The sequence below is a fragment of the Cytobacillus sp. C11.1 genome (assembly GCF_058145115.1).
Map to the genome: position 1 here is coordinate 1,263,371 of NZ_CM176935.1, position 20,886 is coordinate 1,284,256.

Genomic DNA, 20,886 nt, shown 5'->3' on the forward strand with positions numbered 1-20,886 from the left:
CAACAAAAACTAGCAAAACCAGCCTTTATGACCCTATTAACTTGGCACGCAATTTGCAAAAGTAATAGGCATGAAGGGAGCGGGTTTAGTGAAACAGCAGCAAGTAATGAATATTAAGCTGGATCGCTTAATGCAAACGATCCAGCAAAGTGCGGAAATTGGCACGCTGCCAAATGGAGGCATCTGCAGGCTTTCCTTGACTGATGAGGATAAGAAAATGAGAGACCTTTTCCTGCAGTGGATGAAGGATTGCGGATTGGAAACAAGGGTTGATGACTTTGGCAATATGTATGGAAGACGGAAGGGCAAAAAAAACGAACTGGCTCCCGTTTTAATTGGTTCCCATCTGGATACACAGCCAAAAGGCGGAAAGTATGACGGGGTACTGGGAGTACTTGGCGCCCTGGAGGTAATCCGCACATTAAATGATCTGGGTGTGAAAACAGGGAGACCTATTGAAATTGTCAATTTTACAAATGAAGAAGGGGCCAGGTTTCAGCCGGCCATGCTTGGGTCAGGTGCCATGGCTGAAATTTTTAACAAACAAACAATCCTGAATTCGAAGGACCAAAAGGGCTTGGTTTTCGGAGAAGAACTGGGGCGGATTGGCTACAGAGGGTTAAAGGAAAACCGCCAGCAGGACCCTTTCTGTTTCGTTGAACTTCATATTGAACAGGGCCCTGTCCTGGAGGATAAGGGTAAATCGATTGGTGTTGTAACGGGGATTCAAGGGATGAGCTGGCTAGAGGCAACGGTTACCGGGATGACCTCTCATACAGGGACAACACCCATGAACCGGAGAAAGGATGCTGTGCTGCTTGCTTCCAAGCTAATTACAAAGATCTATTCACTGGCAGAGGAGATTCCAGAGCTGCTTGTTGCAGTTGGCAGAATCCAGGCTTCCCCGAATGTTATCAATACAGTGGCAGATCAAGTGGTTTTTTCCATCGATATTCGCCACCCCGAGGATCATGTCCGGGAACGTTTTGAGCAGCAGTTAAAGGAGTACTTAAGCACAATGACATTGGTAGAGGAAATGGAGCTGCAAATTAAAGAGCTAGACAAAATTGATACAGACTCTTTTTCAGAAGAAATTATCAAGGTAATGGAAAATGCAGCTGAAAAGCATGGCTTCTCCAATATGAGAATGCTGAGCGGGGCGGGCCACGATGCCAAGTATTTAAACCGGATTGCACCGACAGCCATGCTGTTTATTCCAAGCATCCACGGACTTAGCCACTGTGAGGAAGAGTTTAGTGAAGAATCGGATATTGAAAAAGGCGTTCAGGTTTTATTTGATACTGTTTTGACTTTGGCAAATAAAGAAACCTTATAGGAGTGATAGAGTTGGAAAAAGTGAAAAAGGATGTTCTGGAGAAAGTTTTTGAACAAGTGGATGCTTTGTGGGAAGAGGAAGTTTCCTATCTGCAAAAGCTGGGACGGTATCCGTCTACATTGGGGAATGAAGCGGCGATTCAAGATTATCTCGCTGATTCCCTTGAAAAGGATTTGAATTTGAAGGTTGAAAAAATTATCCCTGATCCGGAAAGGCTTGGTGCTCATCCCGGATTCTCCAAGCCTGAATGGTCTTATGATGGCCGCCCTGTTGTGGTAGGGAAGTATAAAGCACAGGGAGAAAAGAAAGGGAAAAGCATTATTTTTCAAGGGCATATTGATGTGGTCAGTCCGGAGCCGGTATCAAAGTGGAGCTACGATCCATGGGGTTCTGAAATTGTCGACAATAAAATGTATGGCCGGGGCATTGCGGATATGAAATCCGGAGTTACGGCGATGATTTATGCCTTAAAGGCTGTTCAGCAGGCAGGGGTGGAGCTTGCTAATGATGTGACGATTAAGACGGTCACGGAAGAGGAGTGCACAGGCAATGGTGCACTGGCTGCCATCGAAGCCGGATACCGGGCAGATGCAGCCCTCATTCCGGAGCCGCTGGGACAGCAGGCATTAGTCGGGCAGGTTGGCGTCATCTGGGTCCGCATTAAGGTGGCCGGCCTTGGTGCCCATACGGAAAGAGCAGACAAAGCGGTCAATGCCATTGTAAAAGCTTATAAAATGGTAGAAGCCCTTCAAGACTATGAGAAAGAGATTAATAGCCGATCTAAACATAAAGTGTTCGGCGATCATCCGCATCCGCAAAACATTAATATCGGAAAAATCCATTCTGGCGACTGGCCTTCCACGGTACCATCGGAATGTACGGTTGAAGCAAGAGTCGGCTTTAACCCGGGAGTGGATCCGGCAGATGTGAAGAAGGAGTTAACGGAATTTTTGCTGGAAGCGGCCAAAAAGGATGAGTGGCTAAAGGAAAATCCGCCGGAAATCAGCTTTTACGGCTTCCATGCTGAAGGCTTTACCCTTGATCCGGATCAGGAGTTTATCCATACATTGGAGGAAGCCCATCAGATCATTGAGAAAAGCGATTTAAAATATGGTGCCTTTACAGGAACGACAGACGCCAGATTTTATAATCTCTATTACAATATTCCTTCCACTTGCTATGGTCCAACAGGCGCAAACCTGCATGCCCCGGATGAATGGGTAGACCTGGAAAGTGTCAAAAGAGTCACGAAAACCTATGCAGCTTTTCTGTTGAAGTGGTGTCAGTATAACGAGTAGGTTGTTTTCGTAAAGTTTGTTGTTTTTTATTAACTTAGTTTAATTTACTGAGTTGATTGGAGCGTAGGGTGCTTGACTCCTGCGGGAGGAGAGGGAGCGGGAGACCCCACAGGCGAAGCCGAGGAGACTCCCGTTCCTCCCCGCGGAAAGCAAGTGCCCGCAGCGGAAATCAACGGGCTGAATTCATAAGCAAGAACAACAATCTATGAGAAAAGATCCAACGAGTAAAAAATAGAGCGGAAAGGGGCCCATACCCTTTCTCCGCCATCCAAATGGGGGTTGAAATGATGAATCCAGGATTATGGTTATTATTCGGAAACGCGATTGCGACAACTGTTATATCAGCAGGAATTGTCATGTGGATTTTAAAGAAAGAATACTTGCCAACCATAAAAAAGCTGGAAGAAGAGAAAGATACTCCGGCAAATCCCATTCATGATGGCATAACGAAGGAGGTTTAGGATGGAGAAAATCATATTTTTTGTTGTCGTTGCTGTTTATGTTATTGCCGGAATTATCGTAACGAGATTTGTAAAAAGCAAAGATGATTTCTATGTCATGGGGGAAAAAGGTTCGACCGTCTTGATTGTCGGTACACTGGCAGCTACCTATTTAAGTGCGGTGACACTGCTTGGCCTTGCAGGCATGATCTACAACGAAGGACCTGTTGCCCATGCCGGATTCGGTTCTTATGGAGCCTGGTTAGGAACATTATTTGCTGTTATTTATGTAGGAAGAAAGTTAAAGGCCTTGGAATGCCAGACACTTCCGGACTTTTTTGAAAAGCGATTCCAAAACAAATGGGTAACCGTAATCGCTACATCCATAATGATTATCGGTTTATTGGGATATGGAGTTGTTCAATTAATCGGGGCGGGTGTGATTCTATCCGAGATTTTAAATATTCCGTTCCCTGTTCTAATTTTATTATTTACTTTAGCTCTTTTGATTTTCAGTGCGATGGGCGGCATGTATGGGGTTGTTATTACAGATACACTGATGTTCTTTACAATGCTGACGATTGCGATTGTGATTTCGCCGCTTATTATTGGACAGGCAGGCCTGGACCAGATCAAGAACTTAGGGGAAGTCATACCGGGTTATTATGGTGTCAATGGCGGTGCTGACCGTCCGTTTGGATGGGTATTCTCGCAATTTTTAATGTGGATTCTTTTCTTTGGATGTACGCCATCCCTTGTATCCCGTGTTTTCCCTGCAAAGAATGATTTTGTCATCTTAAAGACTGCGGTTATTGGCGTGTTCTTCGCCCCATTTATGCAATTGCTTGTTTTCATTGCTGCTGCAGCCATGATGGTCCTTCAGCCTGGCATTGATCCGGCTGACCGCGTATTTATCGTTGGGATGATGGACTATACGCCGCCTGCTTTAGCTGGAATTGGTTTGGCAGGATTAATGGCGTCCATCATGTCGACTGCTTCCACGCTTTTTGTCTTAACAGGATTTGCGCTTGCGAAGGACTTATTTGAAAACGTCCTGCATAAAGATTTTGATGAGAAGAAAAGCATGTTAATTGGACGTGGTGCCCAGGTCATTGTGGCAGTCGTTGTTTGTATTATCGCTATCCTTCAGCCATCATCCATCTTCTGGATTTCCATTTATGCCGGTTCCATCTTTGCGGTTTCCTGGATGCCGACGATCATTGGCAGCCTTGAATGGAAGCGGATGAGCAGTAAAGCGGCAACAGCGAGCATGCTTGCAGGGATTATCACATTTATTGTTTTCGGTGAATTGAAGAGGTATGAAATGATCACCTTCCCGGTTGGATTTGATAATTTCTATCTGGCGATTATTGTTTCTGTTCTTACCTTAATCATCGTAGGGTTTATGGTAAAACCTACCGATTATGAGGTGGGTTATTACCAGAAGATAAAAGAAACACGACTTTCTACTGTAACGATCCAAAAGATTTTGGCCAAACACAACGGAGCTGCCGAGTTAAAAAGAGAATACAAGCAAACGTTAACGGTTGCTGTTTCCTTTATTGTCATCTCTGTTGTTCTATGGGGTTATTTTATCGTCAAGTTAGGCATGTAAAAATACGAAGTGAAGGAGAGTATCATAATGAGCAAGACTGCAGCTTTATATCAGGAACTGGCAGATTTGGATAAAAAGCATTTTCTGCATCCGACTTCCCCAATCCAACAGCAGCAGGAACAGGGTCCGGCCTTTATTTTTACAAAAGGGGAGGGTGTATACCTTGAAGATGTGAGGGGCAATCGTGTGATTGACGGGATGTCCTCCTTATGGAATGTGAATGTTGGGCACGGCAGAACTGAGCTCGGCCAGGCAGCAATGGAGCAGATGAACCAGCTGGCGTTCAGCTCCTGCTTTGCAACCTTCAGCAATGAACCGGCGATAAGGCTAGCGTCGAAAATCGCTGAGATTGCACCTGGGGATTTAAGTGCCACCTTTTTTACCTCTGGCGGGTCGGAAGCGAATGATACGGCTTATAAGCTCGCACGTCATTATTGGATTTTAAAGGGCCAGCCGTCCAAAAAGAAGATCATATCCAGGAAGAAGTCCTATCACGGAGTAGCGATGGGAGCGACGAGTGCGACAGGACTTAAGCCATTCCGGGATTTCACGAATTCCCTCGCACCTGATTTTTACTATACGGAGAATCTATCTGCTAAAGCATTAAGGGAAACGATTGAAGCGGAAGGCCCTGAAACGATTGCGGCATTTGTGGCTGAGCCGATCCAAGGGGCAGGCGGTGTCCATATCGCTCCTGACGGTTATTTTCAGGAAGTAAGGAAGATTTGCAGTGAGTTTGATATTTTGTTTATTACGGATGAAGTCATTACCGGCTTTGGCCGAACAGGAAAATATTTCGGAATCGAGCATTATGGCGTAACGCCGGATATGATGTGCTTTGCCAAGGGAGTTACAAGCGGCTATGCCCAGCTTGGTGGAGTAGTGTTCTCGAAAAAGATGCATGAGGATTTCAAGGAGCTTTCAGCCGGCACCCTTTTGCATGGCTATACGTACAGCGGGCATCCAATGGCCTGTGCAGTTGGATTAAAGAATATTGAGATTATCGAGAATGAGAATCTAATAGAGAATTCCAGGAAAATGGGCGAGGAATTGCTGAAGGGCTTTAAGTGGATCCAGGATGAGAGAGAGCTTGTTTCAGAAGTGAGAGGGCTTGGATTAATTGGCGCTGTTGAGCTTAAGAGTGACAAAGGCCAGTTTGCACCGGCTGTTGTGAATGAAGCCGCTAAACGAGGGCTCATTATCCGATCAGTAATTTTTGATGGAATGGACATTCTTGTCTTTGCCCCGCCGCTGACCATTAACAAGAAGGAAATTGAAAGTCTGGTAGAGATTCTTCATGATTCCATCTATGCTGTAGAACAAGGTATATAAGAGATTAAGAGAGAAGAGTGCGTAAGGCACTCTTCTTATTATTGAAACTGGGAGGACAGGACATGACGGTTAAAAATAAAGCGAAAAAGCAGTTGTATATTAATGGCGAGTGGGTAGAGGCGAAACATTATACCTCCTTGTATTCTCCATATAACAGAGAGCTGATTGCAGAGATTCCGCAGGCAACCGAAGAGGAGGTTGACCTTGCTATAGAAGCAGCCTACCAGGCAAGAAGCAAGATGGCAGAGGTGCCAAGCCATCAGCGTGCGAGTATTCTTGAAAAGCTTGCCGGCCTTTTGGATCAGCGGTCAGATGAGGCAGCTAAAATTATTGCCTTGGAAGCAGCCAAGCCGATTACCACAGCGAAAGGCGAGATTGCGAGAACGGTTCAGACATTCAAGTTTGCCGCTGAGGAAGCGAAAAGAATCAATGGAGAAACGATCCCGATGGATGCCGCTCCTGGTGGGGAAGGAAGGGTAGCCTACACGGTGAGAGAGCCGCTTGGTGTGATTGGGGCTATTACTCCGTTTAACTTTCCGCTGAACCTGGTGGCGCATAAAGTGGGTCCGGCAATTGCAGCAGGAAATACAGTTGTGCTGAAGCCAGCGGGCCAGACGCCGCTATCCGCGTATTTCCTCGCCGAGCTGTTGGAGGAAGCCGGACTGCCGGCAGGTGCGTTTAATGTCGTAACAGGCAGCGGCTCTGTGGTAGGGGAAAAGCTAGTAAAGGATGGTCGCGTGAAGAAGATTTCTTTTACGGGAAGCCCTGAAGTGGGGATTGGCATCCGCAATAAAGCAGGGTTAAAGCATGTGACCCTTGAACTGGGATCAAATGCAGCTTTGATTGTTGATAAGGGTGTGGATGTGGGAAAGATCATCCCGCGCTGTGTTACCGGGGCATTTGCCTTCCAGGGACAGGTGTGTATTTCTCTTCAAAGAGTTTATGTTCATAGTGAGATCTATGATAGTTTTGTAGAAAAGTTCGTTGAAGCTGCTTCGAAGCTCAAGGTGGGAGACCCTTTAGATCCGGAAACGGATGTTTCTGCTTTAATCGCTCCTAAGGAAGTGGAGCGGACGCTTGGATGGATAGCGGAAGCCAAGCAGAACGGGGCAAAGGTAGCTCTGGGCGGAACGAATGAAGGGAATGTGCTTAAGCCAACGGTGCTGCTTGATGTTGAGCCGGCTGCGAAAGTTTCCTGCCAGGAAGTGTTTGCTCCAATTGTTTTGATTAACAAAGTGGATTCTGTGTCGGACGCGATTGAACTGGTCAACGACTCCCGCTACGGCCTCCAGGCAGGCATCTTCACAGAAAATATCCGCACCGCCATGGACGCCACCAAAAAGCTGCATGTCGGCGGAGTCCTGGTCAACGACATCCCAACCTTCCGCGTCGACCACATGCCATACGGCGGGGTCAAAGAAAGCGGCGTCGGCAGGGAAGGCATTAAATACGCCATCGAGGAAATGACGGAGATGAAGTTAATTATAATAAATAATAACTAAAGTGGTGTGGTGGTGTAGATGGAGTACCAGGTACCACCCGAATTTTCTTGTTTCAGAGGTATGTTTCACAATAGGAACTGCCGATGCATTTGCATTGGCGGTCTTTTTTTGTGTTGAGATAAACCGGACAATAGATTCTTATCTTTTTCCAGCATAAATCCACTTAGAGTTTAGTCTCGCATTGCCCCTGCCTCTCGGGAGGTCATAGCACCTTGTCCTTCGCTAACATCTTTTTGAATTTCTTGTTTTACCTTTTTTGCATCAGTTCTGGAAGATGGCGGTTTTACAATAGAACCGAGATTCTCTTTTGCTTGCTGGTATTCCATACAAATCCTCCTCAATTTCTTGTTATCGCTTTTATTATCTTAAAAAAACACTAGGTGTATCCGGAGGGTTTGAGGGAATTTCACAAAATAAAGGAGTCTGTCGTGTATCAAGATCAAAAATGAAGAGAAATCAAATGCTCCTTCCATCTAGCGGAGAAAGTGGTCTTGTAGGGCCGGCTGGTCTATAGCTGCCATCTCCAGTTGACCCGTTAATCACATTCAATTTTAAAATTCTGTTGATTGGGGCGAAGGGTGAGAGATCCTCGAAAATGCTCACCCGTTTCCTTCGGGCGGTGTTTTTCACAATAGCTAAAACGCAAGGTTTTGTTCAGTTACCTTCCTATTTTTTGTTTAGTGAAGATTTTTCCATTATTTAACTCACACCAATCTATTTCGCCATATGTTTCCTTGTCTCCATATTTATTCAAAAAAGCTTCCTTATTTTCAAATACTTCCATTAAACCATTTTCAAGTAACGTTAACATTCGATAGGTATTTAAATGGAAGGCATTGGAAACGGCTATTAATTCACCTATGTGAACAATGTCAGAGAAATTTCTCATTATTTCCACTCCTCTCCTTTACAGCCTCAACGGCACATGCTCGTCCATTAATTGCTACAGCACTTTACTCCATTCGAAGCCTCCATCGACAAATCCCAATTCTCCAAGATTCTAATAATCCATGATGGCTTCAGTCGCATCTAATTAAAACTTCTTAAAGTATGCACCAAAAATGCCGATATTATTGAGATTAAAATCACAATTAATCAAGGAGAAACATACCTTCAACTAACACTCCCTTTATATAAAATTTTGAAATCTGGCGCACTGATAGGGAGCTTTCCTTAAAGACTTGGCTGCTAAAAAAGCATCCGTAGTGACATGCTTCTTTTAATGGGTTGGTTACTTTTGGGATCCAGTGCTGTCATTGCGGCAGCTTTTTCTTCTTATGCAAAAGGGGCAGTTTAGCTTAAAATTAAAAAGGTATCGTTATTTTGAAATGGACGGCTTGAATAAGGATGTGTGACTATGATAAATTACGAAAAATTAGTTTAGCGCCGTGGTTATAAAAAAAGAGAGATTGACTCGAATAATCCGATATTATTTACATCAGTTTATTTAACTGGCGGATGCCAGAGTTAAAATAAACAGGCTGCAAATATGCAGTTTTTCTTTATGAATTAAAGGTGCAGGTTTTAAAAAGAAACTATTTTAGGAGAGGATTTATTGGATACGAATATTAAAGACACAATAAAAAAGTTGGAAGAAAGCCACTTAAACCCTAAGGTTCGCAGTTCAATCGATGATTTAGATAAAATACTTGCTGACGATTTTTTAGAAATAGGAAGCTCAGGTTATAAAATATATAAAAAAGATTGCATTAACAGCGGGTTGGCATTGGATGATTTATCATTATATGATTTTGAAGTTCGTTCTTTAGCTCCAGACGTAGTGTTAACAACTTATTTTATAAATAATAAAACCAAAAATCGTAATACACTTAGAAGCTCTATATGGAAGTTTATTGATGGAAGATGGCAGCTTTATTTTCATCAAGGAACTGTGACCAATTTACAGGTTTCTGATCTATATGATTGATTGTTTTTGGATTTTTTTCTTACTAACAGGTTGGTTTTGTTAAAGAAGAAGACCATCAAATGATGGTCTATTTTTATGCGAAATATCAACATGATCCTATAACTGAGCCTATTATGAAAGAGCGCTAATCAGATGGCCCAATATCAAGGTTAATCAAATCATAACAGAGGTATGATGGAGTCTGCGTAGGCTTTGGCGCCTTTCGGATTAGGGTGTCCTACTGAAGCGATCCGGCAAAGCTCTAAATCGAGTCCGGTTTGGTTGGAATTTACACAATCTACGGCACGGGAAGGTGCGACATTTATATCCTCTGGCGATAAATTCGGATGTATTCCGTATAGGAAAGGATCATTTGTCAGCCCTGCGTGGGACGGACCAAAGTTTGGATCTGCGAAAAAGATGCGATTCCCGCCATCCAAGGTATTATTGACAGCATCAACTGCATTTTTAAGATGCATCCTGGACAGTTCCATAATTTGTTTGCTCCGAGCAATAATCAGTTGAATTTCGACTGCGCTAAGTACGGTGGCAGCAGCTACAGGCATACCTCCTATTACAACTCCCAAGGCAGTAAGCATTGCTTTTATGAACGCCGTGTTGCTTTGTTCGGAAAGAGGCTGATAATAGCCGGTCACAACGATTTTTGCATTTTTGAATGTGCCTGACACTTTCAGCAGCAGCTTCTTCATATCTTCGAAGAAAATCTTTTGTGCAGGCAGTACTAAATCAGGTCCATGAGGATTCAGCACATTCGTGATTTCGATATCGTTAAACCCGCCGTCCAACAGGATAAGATCCACAAAATCCGCTGAGCCTGTAAACATATCGACCTGCTGCAGGATAGTAGGGAAACTTGAAGGCACCTCGCCAGGCAGACGCGGATGAACCTCTGTATTTTCCGCTCCGATGATGGCGCCTGAGTGTGCGAGAACTTCTTTATAAAATCCTATACCGCCTGCGCGAGCTTGAACCGCAGCCGCTACGAGCGAGTGAAACTTCTCGTGCTCCATCAATCCTTGACCCCATTGAATCGAATCCCCAAGCACAAGCATTTGGAATGTCTCGAGTACCAATTCAATCTCATTGGAGGGGGTGCCATTTCCAAGCATTACTTTTACCCGTACTTTCTCTCCAGTGGGGTTATTCTGAATGTTAACCGGTCGAATGAGCGTAAATTCAATGCTGGTCGGACTAATATATTTTACGTCAGGCATGTTCTGATCATTGACTTTGACCATTACCCCCTCAGCGAACCCAGTACCAGCGAGCTGTACTTTCGAACCCGGCTGCACCCGGGTCTTCATGGCCGATAGCAGTCTGGGTTTCACAAAAATGGTCCCTCGGTTCGATAAGGTATTATCGCTTTGTTTCACTTGAACCGTCCTGATTCCTCCTTTAATGGTAGGAACCGTAAACTGCAGCTTTGTATCACTGTAGACAAGGGTTTGAGCCGGAATGCCTTCCACAAGTACGACATCAGTTTTCGTAAAGCGTTTTCCATCGATCGATACTGTATCCCCAACGAAAGCCTCATTGGGCATTGTGTGAAAAATAGCTGGTTCTAGCAATTTCCTTCTGTATTCATCAGAATCTATTACTTTCATGCTCAATGCTTCTGTATACCGCTCACCATCTTTCCCGGGATAACCTGCGCTTCCAGGGTAACCTTGCGCTCCTGGCTGGCCGGCACTTCGACCTTCTCTTGGTCCGCATGTTTCAAAGATCGCCTTCACCGAGTCACCAACCGGTCCGCCCTTGCCGCCAGCACCGGGAACACCTGGAATGCCGCCAGGCCCGCCTTTACCACCATCCACCGTTACGTAAAATCCCTTTTGCAAGTAGTTGTTTATAACGCTTTGTGGAGCATATAAAGACAATTTACCGCCATGTCCGCCATCGCCGCCGTCACCCCCATTTCCCGCAGCACCACCGCGTCCTCCGTTGCCGCCTGCTCCCGCACCACTTGTACACCAGGCACCTGCAAAATCTTTAATGCCAGCCCTTCCTTTCCAGCCGTTTCCGCCATCCTGTCCATTCTGGCCATCGCCGCCTTGGGTTCCGTCCTGTCCGCGAAGATCGAATGCCGGGCTGCCGTTTAACTCCAACATCCAGATTTCCAGTTCTGGCGCATCCGCACCATCGAGTCCAGGTTCTCCTTTAATGCCGGCAATTCCTTCCTTTCCGGTAACGCCGCTCAATGTTGTAGAAGTCTGAAACCCTTGCACCTGGCTTTTCTTAGCAGGTTTTGCCGGCTTCTGTATATTTGGGCGTTCCCACGTAAACGTCACGTTTTTACCGACAGTAATTTTTTCTGCAAGTATAATCAAGTGCTTTTGCGGATATTTCAGAATAACCAAAGTGTTGTCTTCCAAGTCAATTTCTTCGGCTGCCCAATAGGCTGTATCGATTGGTACAGTGCTCGTGCTTCGGACTAGATTGGCTGGTACTGGTGGTGGCGATACAGTTCGGCGGCTTATTGGACCAGGAAATGGTTTAACAGGCCCTTTAATTGGGCCAGGGAATTTAGGTTGTATTGGCGGTACTGGAACTTGCTGGGGGAATGGAATCGCCTTAAGCTGGACAGCCCGTCCTCCAGCAGGCTCGAAACGCAACCCATTTTGTCCTGCTCCGGTGCTGCGGAAAACGGATTGAAATAAGGTTTCCGCACCCATTACGCTGGTCTCCGGCTTCGTTAATCCTGATTGTGGGATGACATTGCCGCGGATTGTCAATTTACCGAGACCTGACAAACTGGTAATTCCGAATGATTCCAAAATGGCTTTATGGTGCTGCATTCTGTTATTGGTGAGATTAACTGTGGCAGGATTTACATTCAGATTAAATGGTAAGGGTTTAATCAGCATTTCCTTAAGCATGACATTTGGCATGAAGTTTTCTCCTTTTATTTGAAATGAAAGCAAATTTTTCTTGCTATGCTTATGCTGGTTTTTCTTGGTTTATTCAGAATAAAAAGAGGGAAGAAGGTGCTGGGTAATAGGTGCCTGGCTAAGGATCAGCTTGGTATGACTGAACTAGTCTCTTTATATTGACGAAAAATGGGGATAAATTAGTGCGAAAGATGCGTTTTAGAAGCTGAGGGAATCTGGGAGGTATCCGAGGGTTTTATAGAGAAGCAGCCGCGGAAATGAAACAAATGTTTGATTCATTTGATCGCAACATTGATGGAAAGCTGTTTAGAGAAGAAACAATGAAATTAAATGATTCCAATTCTTGTCCTGAAGAAAGGATTGTTGCTAACGAAGTAAACAAGGTATCCCGACTGAGCATACCGGAAGGGGAGGGGAAGGGCATCCATCGTGCCCATACTCAAGAAATTGGGAAGAAAAAGGGGACGAAAGGGCATCAATCATGCCCGTACTCAGCAAAAATGGGCCAGCTTTGAATTTTTAAGTGAGCTCTATTAATAAAATATAGAAACGATCATATGAACCCCTATTAAGGAGGATCCTATTAAATAACTCAGACCCCATTTAACGACATTAAAAGCCTATTATTTCCCGAAAAATAATAGAAAATATCGAAGCATGTAAAACTCTTAAATGAATAATAGTTTAATTCATCTTTTAGATTAGCTTTTACGAGTCGAAATACCTTATCTTTACCCAGGTCTAAAATGGTACAGGTATATGCTTTGTCGGAAAGATGCGCCATTAGACTATACAAAGTTCGGGAATCTTCGCACTTCCTATTTGATATAAAAAACTAAAAGGGAAATGGGAGTGGTAGATTTGCATTTCGAGTTACTATTGGAAGCTGTATTTGGCCAACGGGAAATTATCCACGAACTAGAATGCACGATATGCGGATTTAATGAAACGTACTATCGGGATCCTGTTACCAAACAATCGATCGGGCGGGCTTGTAAGACCTGCAATTTTGTGCAGAAGTTTGAGGAAATGAATCTTGCGGAGGAAAGAGCGAGTTAATGACAAAAAAAGCTTCAAAAGAATCTTAGCTGGTTAATGGAACCCCCAATTCACACCTCTTTTTGATATGATGTATTTATTACTATCGTTTGGATACGTTTGAAATCATATTGCATGGGGGAAGAAGTATGGTTGGTATAAAGTCGGTTATGATCGATGGGGAAACGATCTATTTGTTTAACAGTGCCATCTATATCTTTGAATCCTCTTCTGATACTACTTTGGAAGTGGATATGATTGTAAGTGAAGTGACACTTAGAAAATATAAAGACAGGGAAAATCTGATAGCAGAAATCGAATTGGAAGATGGCAGGCTCATTAGTTCATTTATGTTCCTAAAATCGCTGCCGGGAACGCTGCCCAGGCTTAATTTATTTTGCGGACTGGATCAGGAGGAAAATTACGAAGGTGTTCTTAGAATCAGTGAAAATGATTCAGCATTCCCGGATATTGAAGAAGGCATAACATTAGAGGATATCAGGAAAGTGGAAATGCCAAATGAAAAAGTTACGCTTAAATTAAATTTGCCCATTGATCAAGTGGAGTGGCTGAAGGAGCAGAAAACTAAGGAACTCAATCAGCTTTTTAAGGTGCTGTTATATGAGCATTTGCATAAATAGGATCCTGAGCTAAACTCGGTAAAATGTTAAAGAATTACTTGATCATTTTTGAGCGTTAATGAAATACGGTTTCTTTAATCAAACGATTGATTGAAAACTTAAAAGTATTGGGCTTCTGAATGATTTATCCATTGGTTTAGCAATGAAGTTTAAAACCCCGCAGGAACTGTGAAGACAGAGACTGTGGGGTTTTAATGATCTTATATGATCTTTTTACTACTATTTAAAGTTGGTTTTTGTCCTTCACTTACTCCCTCAACCGATCCGGCAGACCCTGGATCGACGACACCACCACATCCAGCTTAGCTTCAATCCTGTTCAGCAAAAATAGCGTGACAACAATCGGGAAGCCAAGCTCGCTGATTAATGTGACCATCTGTTCCATAGTATTTGCTCCTTTCTGGGTGCCAGGCACCCTAAAAAAGGCCGGGTTCAGAAAGAAACCGGCCTTTTCACATTACACTAATTCATATTCGGTTACGTTGCGCTCTAGCAATCTAGCTCCTTGCGCCTGAACAAAGTCACCGCCATTGCCGTCAAAGGCATTGGCAAGGATGATTTGGTCCATCGCTGCTTTAACAGCTATTGGATCAATCGGTTCCTTTGGATTATCAACCGTTAGTTTAGATGGCTTTCCCATATCAGATAGAAAAGTCATTTCCAATGTTTTTGCCATGTTTTTCACCTCCTTGCGAGTTTAGTGTTTTAATAGAAGATTAGCCTACGATGTCGAAGCTGTCGTTACGGTTAAGCGCAACTAACGGATCGTTTGATAACGTTGCAACGGCTTGTCCAACAGTGAAAAGCTGGTCTGCTGTTGCGGATTGCTTCACGCTGCTGTAGGTTTTTGACTTGTGAATCGGTTTGCCCTTTTCATCCAAACCCGTTTCAAAAACCAGGCGAAGCTTTGTATCGATGATATTTGCTTGTGCCATGCTGCTCACCTCCTTTCACTTTCTATATACGTTTTTTTGGCAAAAATGGACATGGTGATTTAAAAAGTTTTATATAAGAAAGTCTTCCAATCTGCCATCTTTAAAGTTGTATGCCTTCAATTTCTCTCTGGCACCATGCCGCCATGCTTTTACGGCCGATAAGGATACCCTTTCTTTTTCGGCAATCTCTTGGACTGAAATCTCAAATTGGAAGGTATAGATTACCCACTTTTTTTGGTTGTCTGTTAGGGTGCTGCAAATGGAAAACAGATTATTAATAGGAATAGGCTCGCTGACATGCGGTGCCTCTATTAATCCCCAAAATTCCTCCTCGGGATAGACGCATTGTTGATCGTAGGATGTTTGTTTGGTTAGTTCTTTCAGCATTTTGCCTTTTACATAACTGAATGCATAGGTCACAAATTTTCCTTTGTCTGAATCAAATTCTTCCACGCTTCCCATAGACTAATAAGCCCCAGCTGAAAGAATTCATCTTTGTTTTTATAAATGTTCAGGTTGTTCATGATTTTATGGATCATAGGTTCATATTGTGCTGCGACTTGCTCAAAGCTTTCCATGTGAAATCCCTTCAGGAAAGCGCGCTCTCTAAGTATTCCCGGGTAGCTCTAACATAGAGGGAAAATGATTTTTGTGCGAATCGGAAAAAAGTCGAGTTTCGGGGAGTTTACCCCCTAAACTTGCGAGTTTGCATACTAAACTTCCCTGAAGAAGGGTCTAACTTGCTGATTTTCCGGAAAAATTCACTTTTTTTAAAAACGTTTAAGATTTATAGAAAAAGCCCATGTACGATTGCTCGTTATCCGCTGAAAAGCCCATTTCATACAGGTCTTTAAAGTAAAGTTCTTCAAGTTTTTTATTTAGAATGCCGTAGAAGTAGGCGATCGGTTTGGATACTGGGCTTGATTTCATTTTTCGGATTAGCTGCTTAAAGGAATGGATGGCTGTGTCCAGCACCTGGGTCTTATCTTGTTCACGGTTATTTTTGTAAGTAGCAATAGCTGTCATTCTCCAGAACTCTTCAATGCTCTTAGCTTCGGGGAAGAAGTACTTCACAACGTCTACGAATGCATTTGGAACACAATCACTTGTAAATGTGTGGTCAAGCTCAGTTTCGTTACGTTTAATATTCTTTTGAATTTTAGTAGTTTTAGAAAGATTGATTGTTTTATTAGGGTGGTCCAGTTTTTCTTCCTTAGGTGGTTCACTCTTTGGAAAACGATTGAACACATATAGATTGCTGGACTGGGAGCCGTTCTTTCTTTCTGTTTCATGGACTGTAAAGATGCCTATTTCAGATGTTTTGATGATCATTCTTTTAAAAGTGGAACGGGAAATGCCATTTCCGTTGTACTCCTCATGAATGGCTTTTAAAACGGTACCGATTTTTGCATTAGATACGCCAGGGATTTTTGCTGCAAAGCGTGCAAGCCTTTTTAAGCCAACAAGCTCACCCTTAGAGAACTTGTCTTTATTTACAGCAAGCCACATTTCCAAATGGGAGTTAAACTCCTGAAGGTTTTTGAACTGGGAAAACGTTTCGAACTGGTCAACACTGCCTGATTTAAGATTCATATTGCTGCACCACCCTTTCACTTCCTATATACAAACTTAGGGTGGAAATGGTCAGGGTGATTTTGGGGGAGATGTGACGGAGTTGTGAAAAGTAAAAAACGTGCAGCATGTAAATAACCGTTTACGGATATGTAAATAGACATTAAACTATTGTAATTTAATGTCTAATAACGTAAGTATTAGACTATTCTCATGGAGTCTATTAATGTCCTCCCAGCAACGTCGAAAAGCCTATTTCATTTTCAACTTCCCTATCCTTTGTTTCCTTCGTAGAGGCTAAATTAATATAACCTTCATAATTACTAGTATATTTTTACAATTTGGCAATTGTTAATTCATATTTAACTGCTACGATTTTTTTGAATTCAAAATTAGGAGGGATTGGAATGAAAAAAGCATTCAAACCTGTTTTACTGTTGTCATTTGTTTTACTGCTCATTGGAAATCTGCTGCCTGGCTCTTCTGAGACTTTTGCTTCCAGCCAAGAGGGGCAAGCTTCTGTGACGGATTTGAGGGTCATGACTTATAATTTAAGGTATAAAAATAACTCTGATCCATCCCCGCATACCTGGGAAGAACGGCGTCCAACCATCCGCCAAGTAATCAACAATGAAAAGCCTGATATTTTTGGAACTCAAGAGGCCATATATGAACAAATTAAGGGTCTGGATGAGGATTTACCGCAATATGAATGGATCGGTGAGGGCCGAGAGGGAGGAAGCAAAGGAGAATTCATGGCTGTCTTCTATGACAAAAACAGGTTTTCTCCAATTGAATACGACCATTTCTGGTTGTCTGATACTCCGGATGTAATCGGATCTACGTCATGGGGCAACACGATTCCGCGTATGGTAACATGGGTGAAATTCCATGACAAAAAATCTGGTCAGCAATTTTATTTCGTAAACACTCACTTTGACCACCGATCCCAAGAAGCGAGAGAAAAGAGTGCCGCATTAATTGTAGAAAAAATAAAAGAATTTAATCCAGAGCTGCCTATTTTGGTAACAGGCGATTTTAATGCAAATCCTGGCACCAAGCCTCACCAGCTTCTTACAGCGGAAGGAGCATTTGCGGATTTATGGAATACTGCAGAAACAAGAATTAATGAAGACCTTGGTACTTTTAATGGTTTCCATAATCCAAATGGCGGAGGGCCGAATAACCGTATTGATTGGATTCTTTCAAAAGGAAATGTTACAGCAGAGACCATTGAAATTGTAGATTTCCAAAAGAATGGGCAATTCCCTAGCGATCATTATCCTGTAATCGCTGACGTGACACTTCATTAGTCATAACGCAATATCAACAGAAACTCCCCTGGGAACACCCGAGGGGAGTTTTTGTTGATCTTCTATACTGGATATTGGAACGGATGGTAAATATAGTTTTCAGTGAATACTTTATTTTAACAGCATGAAAAAGACACCCTCATCCGGGTGTCTAATAAAATCTCTTAAACCCATCAAAATGAGCTTTATAGTAAGGATTGTCCAGGCTGGAAATGACCACGCCGCTGGAGCTGGCATGGATGAACTGGTTATTTCCTACGTAAAAGCCCATATGGGAAATGCCAGGTTTATATGTATTCTCTAAAAATACCAGATCACCGGGCTGCGGGTTATCGATATAATACGAGCGGCTGTAGTATCCTTCCGTTGAATATCTTCCCAGCTGTGAACCGGATTTATTTAGAACATAATAGATAAAACCGCTGCAATCGAAGCCATCGGGAGTGGTGCCTGCCCATTTATAAGGAACTCCGAGGTACTTTTGGGCTTCTGCCAGAAGGGAAGCAGCAGAGCTGTTATCTTCTTTGACTTCCTGTGCTGGTTTTTCATTAATAGAAGGGTTCGGTGAATTTTGACTTTCACCCAGCACCAGCTTTTGGCCAATGAAGATCATATCCGATGTGAGCTTATTCCATTCTTTAATTTGCTGTACAGTGGTGTTGTTTCTTACCGCAATTGCGCTTAATGTATCGCCCTTTTTAACAGTATAAGATATTGAATTCCCGGCAGGGGCTGCAGGTGGCGTGGAAGGTGTAGAAGGCGCTTTGGTATTTTCACCCACAGTGCTTCCGGCGGATTTGTTCACTTTTAATGCCTGTCCTGGAAAAATCAAAGTCGTGCTCAGGTTATTCAAACTCATTAAGTCTTTTAAACTCATATTATGATTAAGGGCAATTTTGGACAAAGTATCGCCAGGCTTGATGGTATATGTATGATTTGTGCTTTGGCTTGGAGGTGTCGTAACTTTCGGTGCAGGCTGATTGGCAGTAGCTTCTTTTACGATCGCCGGCACCTGGAGTGTTTGATTAATAGAAAGGAAATCTGAACTCAAATGGTTTAAAGTCTTTAGTTCCAGCACGGTGGTTTTATATTTTGTAGCCAATTGATATAAAGTATCACCTTGCTTTACTACATATGTATCAGCTGATGCCTGCGCAGCAAAAGCAGAAGAAAGCATCGCAGCAGCGGCTATGGAGACCATCTGTTTTTTCACTTTTTTCAATCACTCCTATGGAATAGAATTCAGATAATTTTTAATAATTTTACCACATATATCCGCAAAAAGAATTATATTTTAACAGTTTTATACAAGGATTTTTCTTTTATTTTACATTTATCTATAGCTGTCGACCTATGTCGAATCGGATGCTGTCTATGGAGGGAGAGTTTCGTCGAAACTTTGAATATATTTCTCAAAATAAGGAAAAAAGTAGAAAAACAAAATGTTAAAAGTCCCAAAAACCTGAAAATTTAAGTTTCTTGTTAGTTAACTAAAGGATAGATGTGATATAGTATATTTAGTAACAGGTCATAATAGTTAGTTACAAAATTTTACCTCTTTAACTAATAGATTACTCCTATATGGATTTTAATTTTAGAAAAATTTTTAGGGCAATGGAGGGTTTACTGTGTTAACAAATCATCTGGATTTTCGACTGGAGCCAAAGGTAAGGGAGTTGTATGAGGAGCATAAAAAGCGGGCAGAGAAAATAGATTGGGGTTATCACGAATTCCTGCCATGGGATAAGGCGCAGGATTTTCGGCGCGTTCCGTGGGATGAAAGCCAGGTGACTCTGCCAGGCTCAGTTATTACAGCCGTTGAAACAGCTCTTTTAACTGAAGTGAATCTGCCATGGTTCACCTCGTACCTGGATCAGACTTTTAAAGGTTCATTGAGTGTTATTAAGGAGTTCGTACATACGTGGACAGCGGAAGAGGATCAGCATTCGAATTTGCTTGAAACGTATCTGTTAATCACACGGAATGTAAACCCGGCGAGGCTTCACCAGCTGCATAAACAAACAGTGGAAAATGGCTGGAATCCCGACTTCCATACACCGTTTGAAACGATGGTGTATACGTCAATGCAGGAGCTTGCCACCATGGTCTTTTATTACAATGTGGCGAAAGTAGCAGGACCGCATGATAAGGATTTGGCCAGTATGCTAAGGCGCCTGGCGAAGGATGAGACTTTGCACTATGCCTTTTATCGGGATGTGATTAAATATCACCTGCAGCTGGAGCCCAACTATTGCTACTATCTGGGAAATGTGATCATGAACTTCAAGATGCCTGGTGCAGTGATGCCGGACTTTGAAGATCGGATGTCTATCATTGCTAAAGAAGCGAACTATGGGCCGCTGGAGTATTTTGATCAGGTTCTGGATGTGATTATTGAATATTGGGAGATTGAAAAATTGAGGCCGATTGCACCGGAAGCGGAGAAGGCAAGGCTGGATATTTTGAAATATCACGCCCGGCTGAAGAAGGTGCGGGATCGGTTTTATAGCAAGAAATAAATAGAAGAGCCAGCGGGGGACATTCCTTTGCTGGTTCTTTTTACTTGTTTCATAAAATCAAATCAAGGGAATCTATTTTATTAAAAGTGACCATTTGGAGGTAATGATATGCTTCAATTCATAGAATCCCAAGACCCGTCCACCATCGCACTCGCCTTTAATGGCAATGCCACAAAAGAAGACGCTGAAAAACTGGATCAATACGTAAGAGAGCACTTCAAAGAAGATGAGAAATTTAATATTCTAGCCATCATGACCGATGTAGACGGAACCACCTTCCAAGGTGCTACAGAAGGGGTTAAATTTGATATAAAAAGATGGAAGCAGTTTGATAAATTTGCTGTGGTCAGTGACAAAGACTGGATTGGCATTGTATCAAAGCTTTCTAATTACCTGCCTGGAATTACAGTCGAATACTTCGAAGGTCACCAGCTGGAGGAAGCGTGGATGTGGATAAAAAAGTAGTACCAGGTACCACCCGAATTTTCTTGTTTCACAAAAATGTTCCACAGGTATTTTATTGAGTAGTA

The 20,886-nt window shown here is 42.9% G+C and carries 22 protein-coding genes; 13 read left to right on the top strand and 9 right to left on the bottom strand.

Going from position 1 to position 20,886, the window contains the following annotated elements; all coding sequences use genetic code 11:
- Positions 1–88: 88 nt before the first annotated feature.
- The 6 genes from AC3ZVC_RS06290 (at position 89) to AC3ZVC_RS06315 (ending at position 7,523) form a co-directional block, all read left to right on the top strand.
- Complete coding sequence (locus tag AC3ZVC_RS06290) at positions 89–1,336, top strand: Zn-dependent hydrolase (RefSeq protein ID WP_490067188.1); 1,248 nt, start codon at positions 89–91, stop codon at positions 1,334–1,336.
- Positions 1,337–1,356: 20 nt separating this feature from the next.
- Positions 1,357–2,634 (top strand): ArgE/DapE family deacylase, encoded by a 1,278-nt coding sequence (locus AC3ZVC_RS06295; protein WP_490068851.1) that lies wholly within the window; start codon positions 1,357–1,359, stop codon positions 2,632–2,634.
- A 284-nt stretch (positions 2,635–2,918) separates the two neighbouring features.
- Positions 2,919–3,095, top strand: coding sequence for a hypothetical protein (locus AC3ZVC_RS06300; protein ID WP_181395935.1), 177 nt, complete (start codon positions 2,919–2,921; stop codon positions 3,093–3,095).
- A gap of 1 nt (position 3,096) precedes the next feature.
- Complete coding sequence (locus AC3ZVC_RS06305; RefSeq protein WP_490067189.1) at positions 3,097–4,689, top strand: sodium:solute symporter family protein; 1,593 nt, start codon at positions 3,097–3,099, stop codon at positions 4,687–4,689.
- Positions 4,690–4,716: 27 nt separating this feature from the next.
- On the top strand, positions 4,717–6,021 hold the full coding sequence (locus tag AC3ZVC_RS06310) for an aminotransferase family protein (protein WP_490067191.1): 1,305 nt from the start codon (positions 4,717–4,719) through the stop codon (positions 6,019–6,021).
- Positions 6,022–6,083: 62 nt separating this feature from the next.
- Complete coding sequence (locus tag AC3ZVC_RS06315) at positions 6,084–7,523, top strand: aldehyde dehydrogenase family protein (protein ID WP_490067193.1); 1,440 nt, start codon at positions 6,084–6,086, stop codon at positions 7,521–7,523.
- 170 nt (positions 7,524–7,693) lie between these two features.
- Here the strand turns inward: AC3ZVC_RS06315 and AC3ZVC_RS06320 are convergent, their stop codons facing one another.
- Positions 7,694–7,849, bottom strand: coding sequence for a hypothetical protein (locus AC3ZVC_RS06320; protein WP_490067195.1), 156 nt, complete (start codon positions 7,847–7,849; stop codon positions 7,694–7,696).
- Between the two features lie 332 nt (positions 7,850–8,181).
- Positions 8,182–8,412, bottom strand: a complete 231-nt coding sequence (locus AC3ZVC_RS06325; RefSeq protein ID WP_490067197.1) for a hypothetical protein — start codon at positions 8,410–8,412, stop codon at positions 8,182–8,184.
- Between the two features lie 666 nt (positions 8,413–9,078).
- Here AC3ZVC_RS06325 and AC3ZVC_RS06330 point away from each other — a divergent pair.
- On the top strand, positions 9,079–9,450 hold the full coding sequence (locus AC3ZVC_RS06330) for a nuclear transport factor 2 family protein (RefSeq protein WP_490067199.1): 372 nt from the start codon (positions 9,079–9,081) through the stop codon (positions 9,448–9,450).
- Positions 9,451–9,608: 158 nt separating this feature from the next.
- Here the strand turns inward: AC3ZVC_RS06330 and AC3ZVC_RS06335 are convergent, their stop codons facing one another.
- Positions 9,609–12,338, bottom strand: a complete 2,730-nt coding sequence (locus tag AC3ZVC_RS06335) for an IPT/TIG domain-containing protein (protein WP_490067201.1) — start codon at positions 12,336–12,338, stop codon at positions 9,609–9,611.
- 257 nt (positions 12,339–12,595) lie between these two features.
- On the opposite strand from AC3ZVC_RS06335, the gene AC3ZVC_RS06340 reads away from it, so the two are divergent.
- The 3 genes from AC3ZVC_RS06340 to AC3ZVC_RS06350 all read left to right on the top strand — a co-directional run bounded on the left by AC3ZVC_RS06340 (position 12,596) and on the right by AC3ZVC_RS06350 (position 14,017).
- The gene (locus tag AC3ZVC_RS06340; RefSeq protein WP_490067203.1) at positions 12,596–12,853 is read left to right on the top strand and encodes a hypothetical protein; all 258 of its coding nucleotides are present in this window, start codon (positions 12,596–12,598) and stop codon (positions 12,851–12,853) included.
- Between the two features lie 346 nt (positions 12,854–13,199).
- Entirely contained in the window at positions 13,200–13,397 is a 198-nt protein-coding gene (locus AC3ZVC_RS06345) for an acyltransferase (protein ID WP_490067205.1), read from the top strand.
- A 128-nt stretch (positions 13,398–13,525) separates the two neighbouring features.
- Positions 13,526–14,017 carry a hypothetical protein gene (locus AC3ZVC_RS06350; protein WP_490067208.1) on the top strand — a complete coding sequence of 164 codons (492 nt, stop codon included), beginning with the start codon at positions 13,526–13,528 and terminating at the stop codon, positions 14,015–14,017.
- Positions 14,018–14,264: 247 nt separating this feature from the next.
- On the opposite strand, the gene AC3ZVC_RS06355 is transcribed toward AC3ZVC_RS06350, so the two are convergent.
- The 5 genes from AC3ZVC_RS06355 to AC3ZVC_RS06375 all read right to left on the bottom strand — a co-directional run bounded on the left by AC3ZVC_RS06355 (position 14,265) and on the right by AC3ZVC_RS06375 (position 16,545).
- Entirely contained in the window at positions 14,265–14,402 is a 138-nt protein-coding gene (locus AC3ZVC_RS06355; RefSeq protein ID WP_048010265.1) for a YvrJ family protein, read from the bottom strand.
- Positions 14,403–14,474: 72 nt separating this feature from the next.
- Entirely contained in the window at positions 14,475–14,693 is a 219-nt protein-coding gene (locus AC3ZVC_RS06360; RefSeq protein WP_490067213.1) for a DUF2922 domain-containing protein, read from the bottom strand.
- Between the two features lie 40 nt (positions 14,694–14,733).
- Positions 14,734–14,952 (bottom strand): DUF1659 domain-containing protein, encoded by a 219-nt coding sequence (locus AC3ZVC_RS06365; protein WP_490067215.1) that lies wholly within the window; start codon positions 14,950–14,952, stop codon positions 14,734–14,736.
- 69 nt (positions 14,953–15,021) lie between these two features.
- A complete protein-coding gene (locus tag AC3ZVC_RS06370; protein WP_490067218.1) occupies positions 15,022–15,414 on the bottom strand; it encodes a sigma-70 family RNA polymerase sigma factor in 393 nt (130 codons plus the stop codon).
- 318 nt (positions 15,415–15,732) lie between these two features.
- A complete protein-coding gene (locus AC3ZVC_RS06375; protein WP_490067219.1) occupies positions 15,733–16,545 on the bottom strand; it encodes a hypothetical protein in 813 nt (270 codons plus the stop codon).
- Between the two features lie 386 nt (positions 16,546–16,931).
- Here AC3ZVC_RS06375 and AC3ZVC_RS06380 point away from each other — a divergent pair, with 386 nt between their 5' ends.
- A complete protein-coding gene (locus AC3ZVC_RS06380) occupies positions 16,932–17,837 on the top strand; it encodes an endonuclease/exonuclease/phosphatase family protein (RefSeq protein WP_490067220.1) in 906 nt (301 codons plus the stop codon).
- 151 nt (positions 17,838–17,988) lie between these two features.
- Here AC3ZVC_RS06380 and AC3ZVC_RS06385 read toward each other — a convergent pair whose 3' ends face one another.
- On the bottom strand, positions 17,989–19,050 hold the full coding sequence (locus AC3ZVC_RS06385) for a C40 family peptidase (RefSeq protein WP_490067222.1): 1,062 nt from the start codon (positions 19,048–19,050) through the stop codon (positions 17,989–17,991).
- A gap of 415 nt (positions 19,051–19,465) precedes the next feature.
- On the opposite strand from AC3ZVC_RS06385, the gene AC3ZVC_RS06390 reads away from it, so the two are divergent.
- On the top strand, positions 19,466–20,356 hold the full coding sequence (locus AC3ZVC_RS06390; protein ID WP_490067224.1) for an acyl-ACP desaturase: 891 nt from the start codon (positions 19,466–19,468) through the stop codon (positions 20,354–20,356).
- Between the two features lie 108 nt (positions 20,357–20,464).
- Positions 20,465–20,821, top strand: coding sequence for a SpoIIAA family protein (locus AC3ZVC_RS06395; protein WP_490067227.1), 357 nt, complete (start codon positions 20,465–20,467; stop codon positions 20,819–20,821).
- The last annotated feature ends 65 nt before the right edge of the window (positions 20,822–20,886 follow it).